22 protein-coding genes and 3 tRNA genes are annotated in these 21077 nt (G+C 64.6%); 7 read left to right on the top strand and 18 right to left on the bottom strand.

Annotated elements, in window-relative coordinates; genetic code table 11:
- Positions 1-19: 19 nt before the first annotated feature.
- The 11 genes from SA190iCDA_RS21030 to SA190iCDA_RS20980 all read right to left on the bottom strand — a co-directional run bounded on the left by SA190iCDA_RS21030 (position 20) and on the right by SA190iCDA_RS20980 (position 8066).
- Positions 20-96: transfer RNA gene (locus tag SA190iCDA_RS21030), tRNA-Met, on the bottom strand.
- Between the two features lie 125 nt (positions 97-221).
- On the bottom strand, positions 222-788 hold the full coding sequence (locus tag SA190iCDA_RS21025; RefSeq protein ID WP_070887644.1) for a cupin domain-containing protein: 567 nt from the start codon (positions 786-788) through the stop codon (positions 222-224).
- 138 nt (positions 789-926) lie between these two features.
- Positions 927-2027: a redox-regulated ATPase YchF gene (ychF, locus tag SA190iCDA_RS21020; RefSeq protein ID WP_070887643.1), complete on the bottom strand. Its 1101-nt coding sequence runs from the start codon at positions 2025-2027 to the stop codon at positions 927-929.
- A gap of 34 nt (positions 2028-2061) precedes the next feature.
- Positions 2062-2652: an aminoacyl-tRNA hydrolase gene (gene pth / locus SA190iCDA_RS21015; RefSeq protein ID WP_070887642.1), complete on the bottom strand. Its 591-nt coding sequence runs from the start codon at positions 2650-2652 to the stop codon at positions 2062-2064.
- 39 nt (positions 2653-2691) lie between these two features.
- Positions 2692-3318 (bottom strand): 50S ribosomal protein L25/general stress protein Ctc, encoded by a 627-nt coding sequence (locus SA190iCDA_RS21010; protein WP_070887641.1) that lies wholly within the window; start codon positions 3316-3318, stop codon positions 2692-2694.
- Positions 3319-3430: 112 nt separating this feature from the next.
- Complete coding sequence (locus SA190iCDA_RS21005; protein WP_027906044.1) at positions 3431-4372, bottom strand: ribose-phosphate pyrophosphokinase; 942 nt, start codon at positions 4370-4372, stop codon at positions 3431-3433.
- Between the two features lie 44 nt (positions 4373-4416).
- A tRNA-Gln gene (locus SA190iCDA_RS21000) sits at positions 4417-4491 on the bottom strand.
- A gap of 59 nt (positions 4492-4550) precedes the next feature.
- A tRNA-Gln gene (locus SA190iCDA_RS20995) sits at positions 4551-4625 on the bottom strand.
- A 25-nt stretch (positions 4626-4650) separates the two neighbouring features.
- Complete coding sequence (gene ispE, locus SA190iCDA_RS20990; protein WP_070887640.1) at positions 4651-5526, bottom strand: 4-(cytidine 5'-diphospho)-2-C-methyl-D-erythritol kinase; 876 nt, start codon at positions 5524-5526, stop codon at positions 4651-4653.
- A 189-nt stretch (positions 5527-5715) separates the two neighbouring features.
- Positions 5716-6336 (bottom strand): lipoprotein insertase outer membrane protein LolB, encoded by a 621-nt coding sequence (lolB, locus tag SA190iCDA_RS20985; RefSeq protein WP_070887639.1) that lies wholly within the window; start codon positions 6334-6336, stop codon positions 5716-5718.
- Positions 6336-8066 carry a tetratricopeptide repeat protein gene (locus tag SA190iCDA_RS20980; RefSeq protein WP_070887638.1) on the bottom strand — a complete coding sequence of 577 codons (1731 nt, stop codon included), beginning with the start codon at positions 8064-8066 and terminating at the stop codon, positions 6336-6338. The genes lolB and SA190iCDA_RS20980 overlap by 1 nt, the downstream gene beginning before the upstream one ends.
- Positions 8067-8340: 274 nt before the next feature.
- Here SA190iCDA_RS20980 and hemA point away from each other — a divergent pair, with 274 nt between their 5' ends.
- The 6 genes from hemA to SA190iCDA_RS20950 all read left to right on the top strand — a co-directional run bounded on the left by hemA (position 8341) and on the right by SA190iCDA_RS20950 (position 13815).
- Positions 8341-9621, top strand: coding sequence for a glutamyl-tRNA reductase (gene hemA / locus SA190iCDA_RS20975; RefSeq protein ID WP_070887637.1), 1281 nt, complete (start codon positions 8341-8343; stop codon positions 9619-9621).
- A 10-nt stretch (positions 9622-9631) separates the two neighbouring features.
- The gene (gene prfA, locus SA190iCDA_RS20970) at positions 9632-10714 is read left to right on the top strand and encodes a peptide chain release factor 1 (RefSeq protein WP_070887636.1); all 1083 of its coding nucleotides are present in this window, start codon (positions 9632-9634) and stop codon (positions 10712-10714) included.
- Positions 10715-10794: 80 nt separating this feature from the next.
- Positions 10795-11628, top strand: a complete 834-nt coding sequence (gene prmC, locus SA190iCDA_RS20965) for a peptide chain release factor N(5)-glutamine methyltransferase (RefSeq protein ID WP_070887635.1) — start codon at positions 10795-10797, stop codon at positions 11626-11628.
- Complete coding sequence (locus SA190iCDA_RS20960) at positions 11621-12388, top strand: molybdopterin-synthase adenylyltransferase MoeB (RefSeq protein ID WP_070887634.1); 768 nt, start codon at positions 11621-11623, stop codon at positions 12386-12388. The genes prmC and SA190iCDA_RS20960 overlap by 8 nt, the downstream gene beginning before the upstream one ends.
- On the top strand, positions 12381-13196 hold the full coding sequence (murI, locus tag SA190iCDA_RS20955) for a glutamate racemase (RefSeq protein WP_070887633.1): 816 nt from the start codon (positions 12381-12383) through the stop codon (positions 13194-13196). Before SA190iCDA_RS20960 ends, murI begins: the two co-directional genes overlap by 8 nt.
- 100 nt (positions 13197-13296) lie before the next feature.
- The gene (locus SA190iCDA_RS20950) at positions 13297-13815 is read left to right on the top strand and encodes an acyloxyacyl hydrolase (protein ID WP_070887632.1); all 519 of its coding nucleotides are present in this window, start codon (positions 13297-13299) and stop codon (positions 13813-13815) included.
- A gap of 85 nt (positions 13816-13900) precedes the next feature.
- Here the strand turns inward: SA190iCDA_RS20950 and SA190iCDA_RS20945 are convergent, their stop codons facing one another.
- The 7 genes from SA190iCDA_RS20945 to SA190iCDA_RS20915 all read right to left on the bottom strand — a co-directional run bounded on the left by SA190iCDA_RS20945 (position 13901) and on the right by SA190iCDA_RS20915 (position 19632).
- Positions 13901-14212, bottom strand: a complete 312-nt coding sequence (locus tag SA190iCDA_RS20945) for a YkgJ family cysteine cluster protein (RefSeq protein ID WP_070887631.1) — start codon at positions 14210-14212, stop codon at positions 13901-13903.
- Between the two features lie 40 nt (positions 14213-14252).
- A complete protein-coding gene (locus SA190iCDA_RS20940) occupies positions 14253-14750 on the bottom strand; it encodes a DUF2878 domain-containing protein (RefSeq protein ID WP_070887630.1) in 498 nt (165 codons plus the stop codon).
- A 164-nt stretch (positions 14751-14914) separates the two neighbouring features.
- Positions 14915-16360: a deoxyribodipyrimidine photo-lyase gene (phrB, locus tag SA190iCDA_RS20935; protein WP_070887689.1), complete on the bottom strand. Its 1446-nt coding sequence runs from the start codon at positions 16358-16360 to the stop codon at positions 14915-14917.
- Between the two features lie 11 nt (positions 16361-16371).
- Positions 16372-17316 carry a MerR family transcriptional regulator gene (locus tag SA190iCDA_RS20930; protein WP_070887629.1) on the bottom strand — a complete coding sequence of 315 codons (945 nt, stop codon included), beginning with the start codon at positions 17314-17316 and terminating at the stop codon, positions 16372-16374.
- Positions 17313-18281 carry a YbgA family protein gene (locus SA190iCDA_RS20925; RefSeq protein ID WP_070887628.1) on the bottom strand — a complete coding sequence of 323 codons (969 nt, stop codon included), beginning with the start codon at positions 18279-18281 and terminating at the stop codon, positions 17313-17315. The genes SA190iCDA_RS20930 and SA190iCDA_RS20925 overlap by 4 nt, the downstream gene beginning before the upstream one ends.
- 131 nt (positions 18282-18412) lie before the next feature.
- On the bottom strand, positions 18413-18643 hold the full coding sequence (locus SA190iCDA_RS20920) for a TIGR02450 family Trp-rich protein (protein WP_070887627.1): 231 nt from the start codon (positions 18641-18643) through the stop codon (positions 18413-18415).
- Positions 18640-19632, bottom strand: coding sequence for an NAD(P)/FAD-dependent oxidoreductase (locus tag SA190iCDA_RS20915; protein ID WP_070887626.1), 993 nt, complete (start codon positions 19630-19632; stop codon positions 18640-18642). The genes SA190iCDA_RS20920 and SA190iCDA_RS20915 overlap by 4 nt, the downstream gene beginning before the upstream one ends.
- 514 nt (positions 19633-20146) lie before the next feature.
- Here SA190iCDA_RS20915 and SA190iCDA_RS20910 point away from each other — a divergent pair.
- Positions 20147-21046, top strand: coding sequence for a TIGR01777 family oxidoreductase (locus SA190iCDA_RS20910; protein ID WP_070887625.1), 900 nt, complete (start codon positions 20147-20149; stop codon positions 21044-21046).
- Positions 21047-21077 lie beyond the last annotated feature (31 nt).

Genomic DNA, 21077 nt, shown 5'->3' with positions numbered 1-21077 from the left:
GGTAAACCCTTGTTTTGTTTGGTGGCTACGCAGGGACTTGAACCCCGGACCCCAGCATTATGAATGCTATGCTCTAACCAGCTGAGCTACGTAGCCGAGTGGCGCGCATTTTCCGTATCTGCTGGGGGTGTGTCAAGCCCCGGTGCAGAATAAATTTACGGACTTTCAACCGCTTAGCTGTTTCTCACTCCAGCGGCCCTGGCGCAACGCGAAATCGGCTGCTAGCCGAGAACGGGATCGGTGGAAGGGTAGGGCGTCTGTTCGATGCCGCGCTGTTGCGCGTCGGTTGGTGCAGTGCGGCAGAGATCCGGTTCCTGCCCCACTGGATAGCCGCCCACCACCAGGAAGTCATCGCTACTGCCAAGGTTGCAGTGCCCGGTACCGGCGGGTAGCACCAGCACGTCGCCTGCCTGCACGCTCAGCTCGTGGCCGTCGGGTCCGCCCAGCATTACCCGTGCGTGCCCCTGGATGACGCCCAGCACCTCGTGGGCGTTGCTGTGGTAGTGGTGGTAGGGGTAGATGCCGTCTACCCACTGGGCGGGCCAGCCATGGGCCTTGAACAGCTGCTGCGTGCCGGCTGGGTCGGGCAGGCCTTTATCCGTGAGCGCCTGCCGATAGAGCAGGACGGGGTGGTTGCCGTTGTTCGGCATCCAGTCGTTGCGCGTCAGCACTATCCGTTCGATGTGTTCCGAGGGGTGATCGCGGTGTGGCGATGCAGCGAAGTCGCCAGAGGCTTCGCCCAGGTTGGCGAGGTAGTGCAGCATCAAACGGTGGGAAAGCATATCCATGACAAGCGCCCTCTCGAGGCAATGGCTTCACCTTAATAGAGAGGATTTGCGCCCAGGTGTTTGGATTTTCGTGGGCCTGCAAACGCAAAACCCCTCCAGAGCATGCTCTGGAGGGGCCTGGTGTCGTGCAGGGTGGGCTTAGACGTTGAAGCGGAAGTGCATCACGTCGCCGTCCTTGACGATGTATTCCTTGCCTTCCAGGCGCCATTTGCCGGCTTCCTTGGCGCCCGCTTCGCCCTTGTACTGGATGAAGTCGTCGTAGGCGATGACTTCGGCGCGGATAAAGCCTTTCTCGAAGTCGGTGTGAATGGCGGCAGCCGATTGCGGCGCGGTGGCACCGACCTTGACGGTCCAGGCGCGCACTTCCTTCACGCCGGCAGTGAAGTAGGTCTGCAGGTTGAGCAGCGAGTAACCGGCGCGGATCACGCGGTTCAGGCCAGGCTCGGTCATGCCCATGGTTTCCAGGAACATCTGCATCTCTTCCAGATCGTCCAGCTCGGCGATCTCGGCTTCGATCTTGTTGCACACCGGCACGACGATGGCGCCTTCCTCGTCGGCGATGGCTTGCACCACGTCGAGCAGCGGGTTGTTCTCGAAGCCGTCTTCGGCGACGTTGGCGATGTACATCACCGGCTTGGTGGTCAGCAGGTGGAAGGTCTTGGCCAGACGCTTCTCGTCGTCACCGAGGCTCTTGAGCAGGCTGCGCGCCGGCTTGCCTTCGGTGAAATGGGGGATGAGCTTTTCCAGCAACGCTTTCTGCGCCACGGCTTCCTTGTCGCCGCCCTTGGCGGTGCGGGTAACGCGCTGCAGTTGCTTCTCGCAGCTGTCGAGGTCGGCCATGATCAGTTCGAGGTCGATGATCTCGATGTCGCGCTTGGGGTCGACGCTGTTGGCGACGTGGATGACGTTCTCGTCTTCGAAGCAGCGCACCACGTGGGCGATGGCGTCAGTCTCGCGGATATTGGCCAGGAACTTGTTGCCCAGGCCTTCACCTTTCGAGGCGCCGGCCACCAGGCCGGCGATGTCGACGAATTCCATGGTGGTGGGGATTACCCGCTCGGGCTTGACGATCTCCGCCAGGGCATCGAGGCGCGGGTCGGGCATCGGCACTATGCCGCTGTTCGGCTCGATGGTGCAGAACGGGAAGTTCTCAGCAGCGATGCCGGACTTGGTGAGGGCATTGAACAGGGTGGACTTGCCGACGTTGGGCAGGCCGACGATGCCGCAATTGAATCCCATGGTGTATCCCTCGCGCCAATGGCGGTAGCTGAAATTAGAGTGTGGCTTTCTGGCTGTGCAGCTTGCGCATCGCCACCGTCCAGTCACCGGCAAGGATCTCCGGGAGGACGTCGAGCGCGAAGCCGATGCTGGTATCCAGCAATTCCTGCTCGCCCCGCGGCGCGCGGCCGAGCACGAAGTTGGAGACCAGGCTGGCGTGCCCGGGGTGGCCGATGCCAAGCCGCAGGCGGTGGAAATTGTTCTGGTTGCCGAGCTGGGCGATGATGTCGCGCAGCCCGTTATGCCCGCCGTGCCCGCCACCCTGTTTGAGTTTGGCGACGCCGGGAGGCATGTCGAGTTCGTCGTGGGCCACCAGGATTTCTTCGGGTTTGAGCTTGAAGAAATTCGCCAACGCCGCCACGGACTGGCCGCTGCGGTTCATGAAGGTGGTGGGGATGAGCAGACGAACTTCGCGGCCCTGGTGATTGAACTTGCCCACCAGGCCGAAATACTTGCGATCAACGCTGAGGTTGACGCGCAGGCGCTCCGCCAGGCGCTCAACGAAAAGGGCCCCTGCATTGTGCCGGGTCTGGTCGTATTCGGGGCCCGGGTTACCCAGGCCAACGATCAGTTGTACGGCAGTCATACAGGAGCCCTTTCTTGAAGCAGGCGTAGCGAGCCGGAATTACTCGGCGGTGCTTTCGCCTTCGCCTTCAGCTGCGTCTTCTACACGAACGCGCGGCAGGTGGACGCTGGCAACCGGCAGATCGCTACCGTGGGCCAGGGCAACCAGCTCAACGCCTTTCGGCAGTTTGATGTCGGACAGGTGAACGGTCTGATCCAGATCGACGTTGGCGAAGTCGACTTCGATGAACTCCGGCAGGTCTTTCGGCAGGCAGGAAACTTCAACTTCGTTCAGCGAGTGCAGGACTTCGCCGCCTTTCTGCTTGACGCCAACGGAGCTAGCTTCGTTGATGAAGTGCAGCGGAACGTGTGCGGTCAGCTTCTGGCCGGCAACCACGCGGATGAAGTCAGCGTGCAGGACGAAGCCTTTGGCCGGATGGCGCTGCAGGGCCTTGATCAGGACGTTTTCTTTCTTGCCATCAACGGTCAGGTTCAGCACGTGGCTGAAGGCTGCTTCGTTTTCCAGCAGCTTGGCGAAATCCTTGGCAACCAGGCTGATGGACAGGGGAGCCTTGTCGCCACCGTAGATCACGGCAGGAACCAGGCTAGCGTTACGACGCAGGCGGCGGCTCGCACCTTTCCCCAGGTCGGAACGCGCTTCGGCATTCAGGGTAAATTCAGCAGTCATTTCACTTCTCCAGAATAACCAAACCGCCCGTTACGCTTGCGACCAGCGGCGGGGCGGTTCGGTGAAAGGCCTGGCCAGATGGCCAGGCATGTTTCGTCAGGGCTGTTCCGGGTTAGCGGAACATCGCACTGATCGATTCTTCATTGCTGATGCGGCGTACCGCTTCAGCGACAACCGGCGCGATGTCCAGCTGACGAATGCGCGAACAGGATTGCGCGGCGGCGGACAGCGGGATGGTGTTGGTCACCACCAGTTCGTCCAGTACCGAGTTCTCGATGTTCTCGATGGCACGACCCGACAGCACCGGGTGCGTGGCATAGGCGTACACCTTGGCAGCGCCGTGTTCCTTCAGAGCCTTGGCCGCGTGGCACAGGGTGCCGGCGGTGTCGACCATGTCGTCGACCAGGATGCAGGTACGGCCTTCCACGTCACCGATGATGTGCATCACTTCGGAGTGGTTGGCCTTTTCACGACGCTTGTCGATGATCGCCAGATCGACGCCCAGGCTCTTGGCCACGGCGCGAGCACGCACCACGCCGCCGATGTCCGGGGAAACGATCATGAGATTGTCGAAACGCTGATCTTCGATGTCGTCGACCAGTACGGGCGAGCCGTAGATGTTGTCGACCGGAATATCGAAGAAGCCTTGAATCTGATCCGCGTGCAGGTCGACGGTGAGAACCCGGTCGATGCCTACCACGGTGAGCATGTCGGCCACCACCTTGGCGCTGATTGCCACGCGAGCGGAGCGCGGGCGGCGATCCTGGCGGGCATAGCCGAAGTAGGGGATGACTGCAGTGATTCGAGTTGCTGAGGAGCGGCGGAAGGCGTCAGCCATCACCACCAGTTCCATCAGGTTGTCATTGGTTGGCGCGCACGTCGGCTGAATCAGGAAAACGTCCTTACCGCGGACGTTCTCGTTGATTTCGATCATGATTTCGCCGTCGGAGAATTTTCCGACCGAGGCATCACCGAGGGGGATGTGCAGCTGACGAACGATACGTCGCGCCAGATCGGGGTTAGCGTTCCCCGTAAAGACCATCATCTTGGACACGCGCAGTACCTGCCGGCTGAGGGTAACCTGGATGAGTATAAAAATGGCAGGGGCGGCTGGATTCGAACCAACGCATGCCAGGATCAAAACCTGGTGCCTTACCGCTTGGCGACGCCCCTGTATCGTGTGTGACGCAATGCTGCTCAATTCGGTAGTACGAGCCACCCTTGGGTGGTTATGGCAGGGGCGGCTGGATTCGAACCAACGCATGCCAGGATCAAAACCTGGTGCCTTACCGCTTGGCGACGCCCCTGTAACGTATAACCGATGCTACGCATTCACTTCCTGGCCAGTTCTTGCAGCTTGCGGTGCAACATCGAAACGTTGGCACCCTGCGCAACAAAACTTGGCAGTGTGGCTGGAAGTTGGCGGGCGACTTTATCAGCATCGTCCCGGTTTGGGAAGCTCCCAAACACACAAGCTCCAGTGCCGGTCAATCTTGTCGGAACGAATTTGTTCAGCAAGATCAGCGCGTTACGAACAGCTGAGTAACGCTTCTCGACGACCGGCTGGCAGTCATTACGACCACCCCCCTCAAGAAGGCTGCGAACTTTAATGGGCGGCGTATCGCGTGTCAACTCAGGGTCGGAGAAAACTTCTGCTGTACTGACAAGCACTTGCGGCACGGCAACGAGAAACCAGGGCTCCGGCAGCTCCACCGGGGTGAGTTTTTCACCGACGCCTTCGGCGAACGCCGCGCGGCCGCGCACGAACACCGGCACGTCGGCGCCCAGGCCGAGGCCCAGGGCCGCCAGGCGATCTTCACTGCAGCCCAGCTCCCAGAGGTGATCGAGGCCGAGCAGGGTGGTGGCGGCATCCGAGCTGCCGCCACCGATGCCGCCGCCCATGGGCAGGCGCTTGTTTAGCCAGATATCCGCACCCAGGCGGGTGCCGCTCTGCTGCTGCAACTGTCTGGCGGCGCGCACGATCAGGTTGCTGTCGTGGGGCACGTCGACGATATCCGTATGCAGGCGGATCACGCCGTCGTCGCGGCGCCTGAAGCCCAGCTCGTCGCCGTGGTCGAGAAACTGGAACAGGGTCTGCAGCTCGTGATAGCCATCGTCGCGGCGGCCTAGGATATGCAGCATCAGGTTGAGCTTGGCCGGAGCCGGCAGAGTCAGCTCGGCGTCAGCAGGGATGGCGTGAGTGGTCATTGGGCAATGGCTGCCAAAAGGGGGTAAGAGAGGCGCGCAGGCTAGCGCAGCCCGTAGCCCGGGTCGAGCGCAGCGACACCGGGAGGTCGTCCTGGGTATCGCTGCGCTCAGCCGCAGGCTACGGGGCGGGGAATGGCGGGCACGAAAGTCGCGCGATGCGGTAAGGCATCGCGCTCGGAGGGCTAGCGATTACTGGCCAAGGTGGCGCGGCTGCCAGTCCTTGATCACCAGGGTCACCTGGATATCGTGGCCTTCGAGGCGCAGGCGCTCGGGCAGCCAGTAACCATCCTGTTCGGCGTAGCGGGTGTAGCTGACTTCCCAGCCATCCTGGCTCAGCTGCGCCAGGCGGCTGTCGGCGTCCAGGGTGATGCGGCTCTTGCTGTCCGGTGCGGGCAGGCCACGGATCCACCACAGCAGGTGCGAGACGGGCAGGTTGAGGCCCAGTTGCTGCTGTAGCAGCCCTTCCGGGGACTCGGCCTGATACCGGCCCTGGTTGGCGACTTCCAGTTCGACCTTGCCGGGGCGGCCGGTCAACCGTGCAGCGCCGCGACCGAGGGGGCCGGACAGGCGGATATCGGCGTAATCCTGGCGCTGCAGCCAGAACAGCGTACCGCTGCCCGAGTCGCGCGGGGCACGAATGCCGACCTTGCCGTTGATCTGCCAGCCATCGAGGGTGCCGATCTGCTGCTTGTGTGCCTGCCAGCGAGCGGGATCGCCCAGGCCCTGTTCCACCGCCTCGCGGGTGGACAGGCCGGAACAGCCGGCCAACAGGGTGACCAGGGCGAGTACGAGAAGGGGGCGAAGCGACATCAGGGTTTCTCCGATCCGGTCAGGCGCAGCACGGTGCTGCGCAGAATTTCACTTTCCGGCTGCTCCTTCAGGGCGTCACGCCAGATCTTCCGGGCTTCACGCTGTTTGCCCTGGGCCCACAGCGTTTCCCCCAGGTGGGCGGCGACTTCGTGGTCCGGGAAGCGTTCGAACGCCTGGCGCAGCCACTTCTCCGCAGCGGCCAGGTTACCCAGGCGGTAGTTGGCCCAGCCGAGGCTGTCGAGGATGGCCGGGTCTTCCGGGTTGAGGTCGTGGGCCTTCTCGATCAGCTCGAGGCCTTCCTGGTGGCGATCGGTGCGATCGACCAGGGTGTAGCCCAGGGCGTTGAGGGCCATGGCATTGTCCGGCTCGCGCTCGAGGATCAGGCGCAGGTCGCGCTCCAGCTGCTTCAGGTCGCCGCGCGGCTCGGCGAGCATGGCGCGGGTATAGAGCAGGTTGATGTCGCCCGGGTACTGCTTGAGGGCTTGCTGGATGAGATCCCAGGCCTGGTCGGCCTTGTTCTGCTTGGACAGCGACTCGGCTTCGATCAGGTACAGCTGCAGGGCATATTCCGGTTCGCTGTCACGGGCTTCGGCCAGGTGCCTGGACGCCTCGGCGCCGCGGCCATTGGCGACCAGCAGGTCGGTCATGCGCGCCTGGGCGGGCAGGTAGTCGGTACCGCCGCCGACCATCGAGTAGGCGAGCAGGGCGTCGTCCACCTCACCCAGGGCTTCATGGGCGCGGCCAAGGTTGTATTGCGCAGGATCCACATGGGCGTCGCGCTGGATCAGTTCTTCCAGGTAGACGATGGCTTCGCGCCAGGCCTCGGCTTCCAGGCACACCAGGGCCAGGGAAAAACGCAGGTCGTCGTCTTCGGGGAATTGCTGCAGCAGCGAGGAGAATTCGCCGCGGGCTTCGTCCATGCGGCCCAGCTCGACCAGTTGGCGGGCATAGGTCAGGCGCAGGCGTTTGTCGCTGGGGTTGCGCTCCATGCCCTGCTTGAGCAGCGGCAGCGCTTCTTCGCCACGGCCCAGGCTCTGCAGCAGGCGGGCGCGCAGCAGCAGGGGGGCGGATTGATCCTGCTTGGCCTCGCTGGTCTCGAGCAGCTTCAGGGCTTCCTCGGCGCGGCCGTCCTGCTGCAGCAGCAGCGCCTTGCCGAACAGCAGCTGGCCATCGTTCGGGTACTTGCCGAGCAAGCGGTCGAAGCTTTGCAGCAGGCCGGCGCGGGTGTCCGGGTCGGTTTCCGCGGCGGACAGTGCGAGAAAGTCGAAATGGGTGTTGCCCTGGCGCTGGCGCACCCGCTCCATGTAGCTCATGGCTTCGTCGTAGCGGCCGGCACGGGCCAGCTGCACGGCGGCGGCGCGCTGGGCATCGACGTCATCTGGGGCGTTCTTGGCCCACACCAGCGCGGTGTCCAGGGCTTCCTGCTCGGCGCCCAGGTATTCGGCGATGCGGAAGCCGCGCTCGGCGACGCCGGCATCCTGGGTCGCATTGGCCTGCTGCACGTAGTTGCTCAGGGCGATGTCGAAGCGGTTGCGCTGCCCGGCCAGTTCGGCGGTCAGCAGCGCCAGCAGGGTTTCCTGGCTGAACGAGCCGTAGCTTTCCGGTGCCTCGGCGGTCGCCTCGGTGCCCGGTTCCTCCACGGGAACGTTGCCATCCGGTGCGGACGGCGCAAAAGTCTGACAACCACCCAGCAAGGCCAGGGCGGTGAGCAACGCGATGGATCTATTCATAAGAGGAAATGCGACTAACCTGCGGTTTTGGCCATCATGACACAAGCCGTTGGGCAAGCCCATGGGGCAGCCCCTGTGTCCTGGCGATGTGGAGTTGGACTGCCGAAGCCTGGGTGGGTTGCATCCAATCCAGAGGGTCCCTTGTGGTGCTGACGAAGTCATTGTCGTTGCCGCTTATCAGCCCTCGCTATCGTCGCCATGCACGGTGCAATGGTTGTCCTGCACCGGCCGAAGTAGGACAATTGTCGGCTTCCAACCCCTGTCAGCGACGTGCATGGCCTTTATCGCCCTCGGTATCAACCACAAGACCGCTTCGGTGGATGTTCGCGAGCGCGTGGCTTTTACTCCAGAGCAGCTCGTGGAGGCGTTGCAGCTGCTGTGCCGTGATACGCCAAGCCGCGAAGCGGCGATCCTGTCGACCTGCAACCGCAGCGAGCTGTATCTCGAACAGGACGGCCAGGGCGTCGAAGCGGTGCTTGGCTGGTTGGCCAACTACCACCATGTGAGCGTCGAAGAGCTGCGCGCCTGCGCCTATATCCATGAAGACGATGCGGCCGTTCGTCACATGATGCGCGTGGCCTCCGGCCTCGATTCCATGGTGCTCGGCGAGCCGCAGATTCTCGGCCAGATGAAGTCCGCCTTTGCCGTGGCCCGTGAGGCCGGCACCCTCGGCCCGCTGTTGGGGCGTTTGTTCCAGGCCACCTTCAGCACCGCCAAGACCGTGCGCACCGACACCGCCATCGGCGAGAACCCGGTGTCGGTGGCCTTTGCCGCGGTCAGCCTGGCCAAGCAGATCTTCGCCGACCTGCATCGCAGCCAGGCGCTGCTGATCGGCGCCGGCGAGACCATCAGCCTGGTGGCCCGCCACCTGCATGATCAGGGCATCAAGCGCATCGTGGTCGCCAACCGTACTCTGGAACGCGCCAGCAGCCTGGCCGAGCAGTTCGGCGCCCACGCCGTGCTGCTTTCCGACATTCCCCAGGAATTGGTGCACAGCGACATCGTCATCAGTTCCACCGCCAGCCAGCTGCCGATCCTTGGCAAGGGCGCGGTGGAAAGCGCCCTCAAGCAGCGCAAGCACAAGCCGATCTTCATGGTCGACATCGCCGTGCCTCGGGACATCGAACCCCAGGTCGGCGAGCTCGATGACGTCTACCTGTATACCGTCGACGACCTGCACGAAGTCATCGCCGAGAACCTCAAGAGTCGCCAGGGCGCGGCCCAGGCCGCCGAAGAGCTGGTTGCTGCCGGCACCGATGACTTCATGGCGCGTCTGCGCGAGCTGGCCGCGGTGGATGTGCTGCGCGCCTACCGCCAGCAGGCCGAACGCCTGCGTGACGACGAGCTGGCTCGCGCCCAGCGCATGCTCGCCAATGGCGCCGCCGCCGAAGACGTACTGGCTCAGCTGGCCCGGGGCCTGACCAACAAGTTGCTGCACGCACCCAGCGTGCAACTGAAGAAATTCTCCGCCACCGGGCGCATCGATGCGTTGGGCGTGGCTCAGGAGCTGTTCGCCCTCGACGAAGGCGCGTCCTCCGGCTTGGTCAATAAATAGAAGGCCTGCAATGAAAGCTTCGCTGATCAATAAACTCGACCTGCTGCACGACCGTTTCGAAGAGGTCACGGCGCTGCTTGGCGACGCCGAGGTGATCACCAACCAGAGTCAGTTCCGCGCCTATTCCAAGGAATACGCCGAGATCGAGCCGGTGATCATGGCGTTTCGCGAATTCCGCAAGGTCCAGGCCGACCTCGAGGGCGCCCTGGCGCTGCTCAAGGACAGCGACCCGGACCTGCGCGAGATGGCCGAGGAAGAAGTCGACACCGCCCGCGCGCGCCTGGCCGAGCTGGAGGACAGCCTGCAGCGCATGCTGCTGCCCAAGGACCCCAACGACGGCCGTAACGTGTTTCTCGAAGTGCGCGCCGGTACCGGCGGTGACGAGGCGGCGATCTTCGCCGGCGACCTGTTCCGCATGTATTCGCGTTATGCCGAGAAGCAGGGCTGGCGCGTCGAGGTGCTGTCGGCCAACGAAGGCGAGCACGGCGGCTTCAAGGAAGTGATCGCCCGGGTCGAGGGCGACAACGTGTTCGGCAAGCTCAAGTTCGAGTCCGGCGCGCACCGCGTGCAGCGCGTGCCGGAGACCGAATCCCAGGGGCGCATCCATACTTCGGCCTGCACCGTCGCGGTGTTGCCCGAGCCGGACGAGCAGATGGCCATCGAGATCAACCCGGCGGACCTGCGCGTCGACACCTACCGCAGCTCCGGGGCTGGTGGTCAGCACGTCAACACCACCGACTCGGCGATCCGCATCACCCATATCCCCACCGGCACCGTGGTCGAGTGCCAGGAAGAGCGCTCCCAGCACAAGAACCGCGCCAAGGCCATGGCCTGGCTGGCGGCCAAGCTCAAGGACCAGCAGGATGCCGCCGCCCACAAGGAAATCTCCGACACGCGCAAGCTGCTGGTCGGCTCCGGTGATCGCTCCGAACGCATTCGCACCTACAACTTCCCGCAAGGGCGGGTGACCGATCACCGCATCAACCTGACCCTGTATTCGCTGAACGAAGTGATCGCCGGCGGCGTAGACGCCGTGATCGAACCGCTGCTCGCCGAATACCAGGCCGATCAGCTGGCGGCGTTGAGCGACTGAACAGCCTGTGGGGTGGATCGGGGCGCGCAGCTGGCGCCGTTCTCATCCCCCTGCGCCCCGATCCGCCCAAGAAGCTACCCATGGCCACTATCGAATCCCTGCTCAACAGCATCGAGCTGCCCGACTCGCCCAGCCCGCGCCTGGACGCCGAGCTGCTGCTGGCCCATGCCCTGGGCAAGCCGCGCAGTTACCTGCGTACCTGGTCGGATCGCGAAGTCGAGCCTGTCGCCGCCGAGGCTTTTGCCCTCAGCCTGGCGCGCCGTCGGCAGGGTGAGCCGGTGGCCTATATTCTGGGTCGCCAGGGCTTCTGGAGCCTGGACCTGGACGTCGCGCACCATACCCTGATCCCGCGCCCGGACACCGAGCTGCTGGTGGAAACCTCCCTGGCGCTGCTGCCCGGCGGCCCGGCGCGGGTGCTCGACCTGGGTACCGGCAGCGGCGCCATCGCCCTGGCGCTGGCCAGCGAACGGCCCGCCTGGCAGCTCACCGGCGTCGATCGGGTGCAGGAAGCCGTGGCCCTGGCCGAAGGCAATCGTGCGCGGCTGGGCCTGGCCAATGCCGCGTTCCGCTCGAGCCACTGGTTCGCGGCGCTGGCGGGCGAGCGCTACGGGTTGATCGTCAGCAACCCACCCTATATCGCCAGCGACGACCATCACCTGGGCGAGGGCGATGTGCGCTTCGAGCCGAGCAGCGCGCTGGTGTCGGGCAACGATGGGCTGGACGACATCCGCGTGATCATCGAGCAGGCGCCGGCGCACCTGGCGGCGCCCGGCTGGCTGTTGCTCGAACACGGCTTCGACCAGGCCGGGGCGGTGCGCGAGTTGTTGAGCCAGCGCGGCTTCGTCGAGGTTCACAGCCGCCGTGATCTCGCCGATCATGAGCGCATCAGCCTGGGGCGGTGGCCACATGAATGAACACCTGAGCGACGAGGAACTGCTGCGCTACAGCCGGCAGATTCTGCTTTCGCAGATCGATGTCGCAGGCCAGTTGCGCCTGAAAGGCAGCCGCGTGCTGATCGTCGGCCTTGGCGGTCTCGGCTCGCCCGTGGCCCTGTACCTGGCCGCCGCCGGTGTGGGCGAGCTGCACCTGGCGGATTTCGACCGCGTCGACTTGAGCAACCTGCAGCGGCAGATCGCCCACGACTGCGCGAGCATCGGCCAGAGCAAGGTCGACTCGGCGCTGACGCGGCTGGCGGCGCTCAACCCCGCAATCACCCTGCGTGCCCAGCGCCAGGCGCTGGATGCCGACTCCCTGGCTGCCGCCGTGGCGGCGGTCGATCTGGTGCTCGACTGCTCCGACAACTTCACCACCCGCGAAGCCGTAAACGCTGCCTGCGTGGCGGCGCGCCGGCCACTGGTCAGTGGCGCGGCGATCCGCCTGGAGGGCCAGCTGTCGGTGTTCGACCCGCGCCGTGAGGACAGCCCCTGTTACCACTGCCTGTATGGCCATGGCAGCGAGGCCGAGCTGACCTGCAGCGAAGCGGGCGTGGCCGGGCCGCTGGTCGGCCTGGTCGGCAGCCTGCAGGCGCTGGAGGCGTTGAAACTGCTCGCCGGCTTTGGCGAACCACTGGTCGGCCGGCTGCTGCTGATCGATGCCTTCGGTTCGCGGTTCCGTGAACTGCGGGTCAAGCGCGACCCGGGTTGTGCCGTGTGCGGAAACCCCGCCCATGGCTGAGGCGCCGATCGGGGTGTTCGATTCCGGCATCGGTGGCCTCACGGTATTGCGGGAAATCCGCGCCTTGCTACCCGATGAGACGCTGTTCTACGTGGCCGACAGCGGCCATGTGCCCTATGGGGAAAAAAGCCCCGAATACATTCGCGAGCGCTGCCGGGCCATCGCCGCTTTTCTGCTCGCCCGCGGTGCCAAGGCGCTGGTGCTGGCCTGCAACACCGCAACCGTGGCCGGGGTTGCCGAGCTGCGCAGCCTGTATCCGCACCTGCCGATCGTGGCCATGGAGCCGGCCGTGAAGCCGGCGGCGGCGGCTACGCGCTCCGGGGTGGTCGGCGTGCTGGCCACCACCGGTACGCTTAAAAGCGCACGTTTCGCCGCCTTGCTCGACCAGTTCGCCAGTGATGTACGGGTGGTGACGCAGCCCTGCCCGGGGTTGGTCGAGCTGATCGAGGCAGGTAAATTGGACGATCCAGCGTTGCATGGGCTGCTGCGCGGTTACGTCGCCCCCTTGTTGGCCGAGGGCTGCGACACACTGATTCTCGGCTGCACCCACTATCCGTTCCTCAAGCCATTGCTCGAGCAGTGGCTGGATCCGTCGATCAGCCTGATCGATACCGGCGCGGCGGTGGCCCGGCAGCTGCAACGGCTGCTGGCCAGCCGCGATTTGCTGGCTAGCGGGCCCCGTGGTGCCGATGCGTTCTGGTGCAGCGGCGATCCGCTGGCCATGCAGCGCGTATTGCCGCAGCTGTGGGGCAGCGCCGAACGGGTGAGCCCGATGACCGAAGATATTGAGTGGGCGATACGCCATTAAATATTTCTAGAACCAACGGAACTTGTCTAAAGTCTGTAACTGTGGTTTTCACCGTGCCGCACTTAAAAGACCAATAAGTCCCTATTAGAAGGATGCTCCAATGAAGAAGCTGGTTGGCTTGGCCGCTGCAGTTGCGTTGTCTCTTGGATCGGTTACAGCCGCTCAGGCAACGGGTTTGACCTTTTCCGTGGGTCAGTCTGGCGATTCCACCATGGTTTATCGCCTCGGTGCTCAGTTCGATTTCAACAGCCGCTGGTTCGAAAGCAGCGTCGGTCATCTCGGTGGCTACTGGGATGCCGGTTACACCTACTGGCAGGGGGATGACACGTCCACCAATCACAGCGTTTCCTTCGCGCCGGTATTCGTTTACGAATTCGCCGGGCAAACCGTCAAACCCTATCTGGAAGCCGGTATCGGGGTAGCGGCCTTCTCCAGCACGCGTCTGGAGTCCAACGACCTGGGTTCGTCGTTCCAGTTCGAGGACCGCATCGGTGCGGGCCTGCGTTTCGCCGGTGGTCATGAGGTGGGTATTCGTGCAATCCACTATTCCAACGCCGGTATCAAGCAGCCCAACGATGGCGTCGAAGCCTATTCGCTGCACTACCGGCTGAACTTCTAAGTTCGCGGCAGCATAGAAAAGCCGGACCATCGTCCGGTTTTTTTATGCATATTTTTATGCATGTTCTTATGTATGTATAACGCCGTCAGCGATAGATCGTGTTGATACCGCGGCGCTCTTCCAGGCATTCCGGCGCGCCCATTTCGAACTCGCGGCAAATCAACGGCCGTACTTCATAAATGCTGCAGCGCATGCTGTCGCGATCCAGCGCGGCGCACCAGCCGTCGTCGAGGCGACGCATGACTTCGCCGCCCCACTCATCGCTGTCGATAAAACGCTCGGGTACGCCGGTATCGGTGATCAGCATCACCTCCAACTGGCAGCAGCAGGCCGCGCAAGTGCTGCAACTGACCTGTTCGTCGACCTGGGTATGGGGAATCCGTTGGGTATCGCTCATTGGCCTAGTCTACGCCAGGCGCCGCGCTGCCAAGCAAACCTTACATCGGGCGGGCGGCGTAGAGCCGGGCGAAGCCGTGCAGTAGCGGCAGCACGATGGCCCAGACCAGCGCCGCCAGCGCCAGGGTGGCGGCCTCGCCATGGGGCAGGCGCACCAGGCCGAGACAGGTGCTGGCGCCGTAGGAAAGCAGGGCGAAGCCGGCGCCCACAAGGCTGGCGCGCCACCAGGGTTTGGCCGTCCACGCCAGGCAGTGGTAGAGGGTGGTGCCCACCAAGAGCCAGATAAGCGCTTGCCACGGCGGAATCAGTTGGCGCGCTTCACCGAAGTCGAAGAAACCCAACTGCAGCAGAAAGCTGTCCATGGCACTGCCGAACAGGAAAGTGCTCACCAACAGCCTGCCCTCGCGCTGCCAACTGCCGATCCGCACCAGGTGCACCAGCAGCACCGCGACGACCGTCCACAGCCATTGACCGCCGCCGAGGACGCAGGCGAGCCAGCCGACGAGAAACAGCAGAGCGTTGAGCGAATGTCTGGGCATCGGAGGATCCGGTCAGGTGCCTGGCGGCTGCGAAAAAGGCCGCCGATGTTGCCTGGCCCACGCAGGCGCATGCAAGCCAGCGGCGTGTCAGGAGATGTCACGCTCGCCCAGCACCAGACACTCGGCCAGGGCGTTACCGGCGCCGCTGCTGGCGCCGGTTGCGCTCATGCCGATTCGCTGGCCGAAGGCAGGTTCTTGAAGGCCTCCAGCGCACGTTGGCGGCTGGCACGCAGGTCGACGATCGGCTTGGGATAATCCACGCCGCCGCCGAACAGGCTGGCCTGACCCTTGCCGGCATGCGGGTCGTGAATGGCCTTGTCGCTGAGCGAGGCCAGCTCGGGGAGCCACTGGCGAATGAAGCGGCCGTCCGGGTCGAAGCGCTGGGACTGGCTGATCGGGTTGAAGATGCGGAAGTAGGGCACCGAGTCGGTGCCGGTCGAGGCGCTCCACTGCCAGCCACCGTTATTGGCGGCCAGGTCGCCGTCGATCAGGTGGCGCATGAAGAAGCGCTCGCCTTCGCGCCAGTCGATCAACAGGTTCTTGGTCAGGAACATTGCCACCACCATGCGCAGGCGGTTATGCATCCAGCCGGTAGCCAGCATCTGGCGCATGGCCGCGTCGATGATCGGAATACCGGTTCGCCCTTCCTGCCAGGCCAGCAGATCCGTACCGCTGCTGCGCCAGGGCAGGACCTCGGTTTCCGGGCGAAAGGCACGGGCCATGGAGACGCGCGGGTAGCCGACCAGAATATGGGCGTAGAACTCGCGCCAGATCAGCTCGTTGATCCAGGTGACCGCGCCCTGGCTGCCGCTTTCGAACTCGCCGGCGTTGGCGTTCAGCGCCGCGTGCAGGCACTGGCGCGGCGACAGCACGCCGGCGGCAAGATAAGCCGAGAGCTGGCTGGTACCGGGGCGGACGGGAAAGTCGCGGTTGTCGTGGTAGTCCTCGATCCACTCGTCGGCGAAGCGCTGCAGACGCTCGCGGGCGGCGTGCTCGCCGGCGGGCCAGGCCTCGCGCAGGGCCTGGCTGGGCGCCTCGAAACCCTCGACCTGTTCGGGCAGCGAATCGGCGGCGATCTTCAGCTTGCCCTGCGCCTTGGGCAGCGGCAGCAGGGCCGGCAGGGCGGTGTGCAGGCGTTGATAACAGACGCCGCGGAACTGGCTGTATACCTTGAAATAGGTGCCGGTGCGGGTCAGTACGCTGCCCGGCCTGAACAGCAGGCGATCGAGGTGGCTGCGAACGTTGACACCAAGTTCCTCCAGCGCGGCAGCCACGGCCTGATCACGACGGCTTTCATTGACGCCATATTCCTCGTTCAGGTGCAGGGCGGTGGCTTGCAGCTCCTGGGCGAGGGTGCCGAGCACCTGGGGGGTGGCGCTCCAGAGATCGGCCTCGCGTATCAGCAGCGGCACGTTGAGGCGCTTTAGCTCGCGGCTCAGCTCGGCGAGATTGCGTAGCCAGAAATCCACCTTGCAGGGCGCATCGTCGTGCTGCTGCCACTGGCCCGGACTGAGCAGGAACACGGCGACCGTCGGCCCGGCCTGCATGGCGGCGGCAAGGGCGCTGTTGTCGGTAACCCGCAGATCGGTTCGAAACCACATCAGTTGCAGCATGGGACTTCCTATTCGAGCAGATGACGATCTGCGAGGTGTTGCAGCGCCGCCAGCGGGTCGGCGACGACGGTGATATCCGCCGAGACGGGGGCACGGGCGACCAGTTGCTCGGCCTCCTGCTGGTCTTCGATACCGATCAGCAGGCAGGGCAGGCCATGGTCGTCGAGCCAGTGTTGCAGCGACGACTGGGCGCTGGTGTTGGAGTCGGCTTCACAGAACAGCAGCAGGGCGCGCGGGCGCCGGCGGCTGAGGGCCAGGGGGAGTTCGCCGATCGGCATCGGCCCATCGAAGGCGTCCACCGGGCAGCCGGCGGTGCCGATCAGCCAGGCACAGAGCCACAGCTGCGGCGACATCGGTGACTGGCACAGGTTGATCAGCATCAGCGGCTGACCCTGATGCTGGCGGTTGTCGTGATAGACCCGCGCACCGAGCTTGCTGCGCAGCCAGCTGTGCAGGAACAGCCGTTCGGTGGCCGCCCCGGGCCGTTGCGGCCAGCGCGTTTCGAGGGTCACCAGCAGCGGCAGCAGCAGGTGCTGGCAAAGGATCTGTACTGGATAGAGCGCCAGTTCGGCATTGAAGCGCTCGTCCAGTCGCCGCTCGTCCAGGGCATGGATGGCATCGCACAGGCGGTCACGTTTTTCCTGCCACTGCGAGGCCTGCTCGGCGGGCAGCGGCTGGTCGGCGCGCAGCAGACTCTTCACCTGGCCGACAGAGACGCCGCGGTTCAACCAGCCGATCACGGTCTGGATGGTCTGCACCTGTTCGGGGGAGTACAGGCGATGGCCCTTGGTGGTGCGGTGCGGCACGATCAGGCCGTAGCGGCGCTCCCAGGCGCGCAGGGTGACCGGGTTGACGCCGGTGATGCTGGCCACGTCGCGAATCGGCAGGTAGCCCTTGGCAACCAGGTCCTGGGTGGTGCTGGCGTCCGGCTCGCTGGAGGTCGGCTGGCTCATAGCGCGTTTCGCAGGCTGAGGTTTTCCGGGTGCGGCTGCAGGTAGACCTGCTGGGCGATGTAGCGATCAGGGTGCTGGCGGAAATGGTGCTTGAGCAGCGTCAGTGGCACCACCAGCGGAATGATGCCCTCGCGGTACTGGCTGATCAGCTGCTGCATTTCCTGCTTTTCCTCGGCGCTCAGGGCGCCCTTGAGGTAGCCGCTCAGGTGCTGTAGCACGTTGCTGTGGGTGCCGCGGGTGGCGCAGCGCTTGAGGGCGGTCATCAGCTCGGCGATGTAGTGGCTGGCCAGTTCGTCCAGGTCCTCCCCGGACAGGTCGCCGAGCAGCCGGCCCAGGCGCTTGTAGCGCAGCGGGTCGGTGGCCATCAGCAGGTACTTGTGACGGGCGTGGAATTCGATCAGTTTGCCGCGGGTGAGACCCGATTCGCACAGCGTCTGCCACTGCGAATAGGTGAATACCCGGGTCAGGAAGTTCTCGCGCAGCACCGGGTCGTTTAGCCGGCCTTCCTCCTCGATGGGCAGGTTCGGGTGGCGCTCGGTGAGCACACGGGTGAAGATGCCGCGCCCCTTCGGCTCGCTCGGGTGGCCGTTGTCCTGGTAGACCTTGACCCGCTCCAGGCCGCAGGACGGCGATTGCTGCATGACGATGTAGCCGCTGATGGCGGGCAGCTCGGCTGCCACCTGTTCACCGTAGGCCGCCAGGGCGTCGGTGTGATCCTGATCCGGGTGGACGGTGCCCACGGCTCGCGGCGCGCCAGGGTCGCCGACCAGGCGAATGGGCTCGCGCGGCGTACCCAGGCCAATGGCGACCTCGGGACAGTAGGGCACGAAGTCGAAATATTCGCTCAACTGGTCCAGGCACAGCCTCGACGCCTTGTGCCCGCCGTTGTAGCGAACTTCGGCACCGAGCAGGCAGGCGCTGACGCCAAGCGCGGGTTTTCTGCGGTGGAGCGGGCTGACGAGCATGGCACACCTTCGGAAATGACCTTGTACAAGGATTTATTTCTGTACAGGGTTATTTCATCTTAAGCCTGATCTTGTACAAGTCAAATTTCCTGTACAGGGTGTAAGCGCAGAGCCGGTCGCCGCTGCCAGGTTCAACGCCACCCCATCCGCCACTGCTCGGCATCCTGCAGCTGGCGCCAGTCCAGGCGCTGAGCGCGCTTGCTGAGCACGGCCTGCAGTTCGACTTCGAGCACGGTGCCGTCTTCGCCGCAGAACAGCTCGGTGACCAGAAAATGCTTTTCGCGGTTCTGGGGCCGGGCGGCAGTCCATTTCGACAGCAGCAGCAGCTTGCGCGGCGTCAGCCGATGTCGGGTGCTGTTCATTGGTTATGGGCGATCAGTTTGCGGGCCGCTTCCTGGCCGCTCAGCCAGGCGCCTTCCACGCGGCCGGACAGGCACCAGTCGCCGCACACGTAGAGGCCCAGGTCGGCATCGGCCAGCGCGCCCAGTTGATGGGCGGCGGACGGGCGCGCATACAGCCAGCGATGGGCCAGGCTGAAAACGGGAGCAGGCACGGCACAACCGATCATTTCCGCGAAGGCGCCATGCAGGCGTTCGATCACCTGCTCCCTGGACAGGTCCAGGTGTTGGCGGCTCCAAATGCTGCTGGCGTGCAGCACCCAGGTATCCAGGGTGGCGTCGCGGCCCGGCTTGCTGCGGTTGCGCGCGGTCCAGTCGAGCACATCGTCCTGCACGAAGCAGCCTTCCAGCGACGTGTCCAGCGCCTCCCTGAAGGCCAGGGCGACCGCCCAGGTCGGCTCCAGGCTGACGCTCGCCACGGTGCCGGCCAGTTTCGGCGCAGTGGCCAGCAGCGCGCTGGCTTGCGGCGCGGGGGTGGCGATGACCACCTGGGCGAACGGGCCGTGGCTTTCGCCGTCGGCGTCGAGCAGGTGCCAGTGCTGTTCGCCACGAAACACCTCGGTGATGCGGCAGGAAAACTTGACCGGCAGCGCGCCGAGCATGGCGCGGGTGATGGCGCTCATACGCGGGTTGCCGACCCAGCGCACCTGCTCGTCGGCCGATGGGCTGAGCACGCCATTGGCGTATTGATAGAGGCTGGGTGTCCATTGCTCGACCCAGCCGCGGGCCTGCCATTGGGCCACGGTGGCGGCGAAACGGCGATCACGGGCGGTGAAATACTGGGCGCCGAGATCCAGGGCGCCGGCGTCGCTGCGCTTGCTGGCCATGCGGCCGCCGCTGCCGCGGCTCTTGTCGAACAGTTGCACCGGGTAGCCTGCGGCGTGGAGCGCTTCGGCGGCGGACAGGCCGGCGATGCCGGTGCCGATGATGGCGATGGGGACTGCGTTGGTCATGGTTACCTCACTTACTGTCGAGTCGCCGTGACTGCCTGTCGTCGACTCGCTGGACCTCAGGCTACGCCTCGAACATCGCTCATACAATGTACAGTCCGTGCATGAGCGTCGGCAGTATCTGCAGCCAGGGCATCTATTCTTCAGAATAGGTGCGTCCGGCAATAGTTTCCCTCGTTTCTGTCGGTTACAGGCCAGGCGCGGATTGTTCTTGAGCAAGGTTGCACAGGTCGTGTCGAACCCTTAGAACCTGTTCACGATCTGCTGCGCGTCGGCCCTGCTGCGTTGAAAACAGGCTGGATCGCCAGCCCGGTCGGAAAGCCGCTTGCGGTTAACGCACTTTAGTGCGGCCCCGAAGGGGCGAGCGAAGCGAGTAATGCTCATTTACAGCTCGTAAACTCGCGTGCGAGCCCAGTCCGCTTCCTCGCCTGTTTTTGCGGGGCCGCCTAGGCCTGGTATGGCTCTAGCTCGCGAGATCGTGAACAGGTTCTTAGACCACAATAACGAGGAGTCTGCCATGCATATCCTGATTACTGGCGGTACCGGCCTGATTGGTCGGGCGCTCTGTCACCAGTGGGCCGAACAGGGCCATCAACTGACCGTGTGGAGCCGGCGCCCCGAACAGGTGCCGGTGCTTTGCGGAACCCGGGTGCGTGGCGTCTCCCGCCTCGAGGAGGTTGGCGACGAGCCGCTCGACGCGGTGGTCAATCTGGCCGGTGCGCCTATCGCGGATCGCCCGTGGAGCAAGGCGCGCAAACAGCTCTTGTGGGAGAGCCGCATCGGGCTCACCGAGCGCCTGGTGACCTGGCTGCAGGGCCGCGAGCAGAAGCCGGCAGTGCTGCTGTCCGGCTCGGCGGTGGGCTGGTACGGCGACGCCGGCGAGCATATCGTCGATGAGCAGGCCAAGCCCGGCGCCGACTTTGCCGCCCAGTTGTGCATCGCCTGGGAGGAGAGCGCCCAGCAGGCCGAGGCGCTAGGCATCCGCGTGGTGTTGCTGCGTACCGGCCTGGTGCTGGCCAGGGACGGCGGCGTTCTCAAGCGCATGGTCACGCCGTTTCGTTTCGGCCTGGGCGGGCGCATCGGCAATGGACGCCAGTGGATGCCGTGGATTCACATCGCCGATCAAATCGCCCTGATTGATTTTCTCTTGCAGCGTGAGCAGGCGAGCGGTCCTTATAATGCGTGCGCGCCGCACCCGGTGCGCAACGCCGAATTCGCCAGTGAGCTTGGCCACGCCGTGCATCGACCGGCCATCGTGCCGTTGCCGGGCTTCGCCTTGCGCGCGGGGCTTGGGGAAATGGCGCTGCTGTTGCTTGGTGGCCAGCACGCCTTGCCGGTCAGGGCGCAGGAGGCGGGCTTCGAGTTCCGCTTCAGCCGCTTGGACGTGGCGCTGGTCGACCTGTTGAGCCTTCATTAACACCTGTTCGCGATCCGGGTGGGTCCTGATC

Source organism: Pseudomonas argentinensis, from assembly GCF_001839655.2.
Lineage (GTDB): Bacteria > Pseudomonadota > Gammaproteobacteria > Pseudomonadales > Pseudomonadaceae > Aquipseudomonas > Aquipseudomonas argentinensis_B.
Note: the sequence above shows the minus strand (reverse complement) of the source record. Positions and strands in the feature narration are given on the sequence as shown.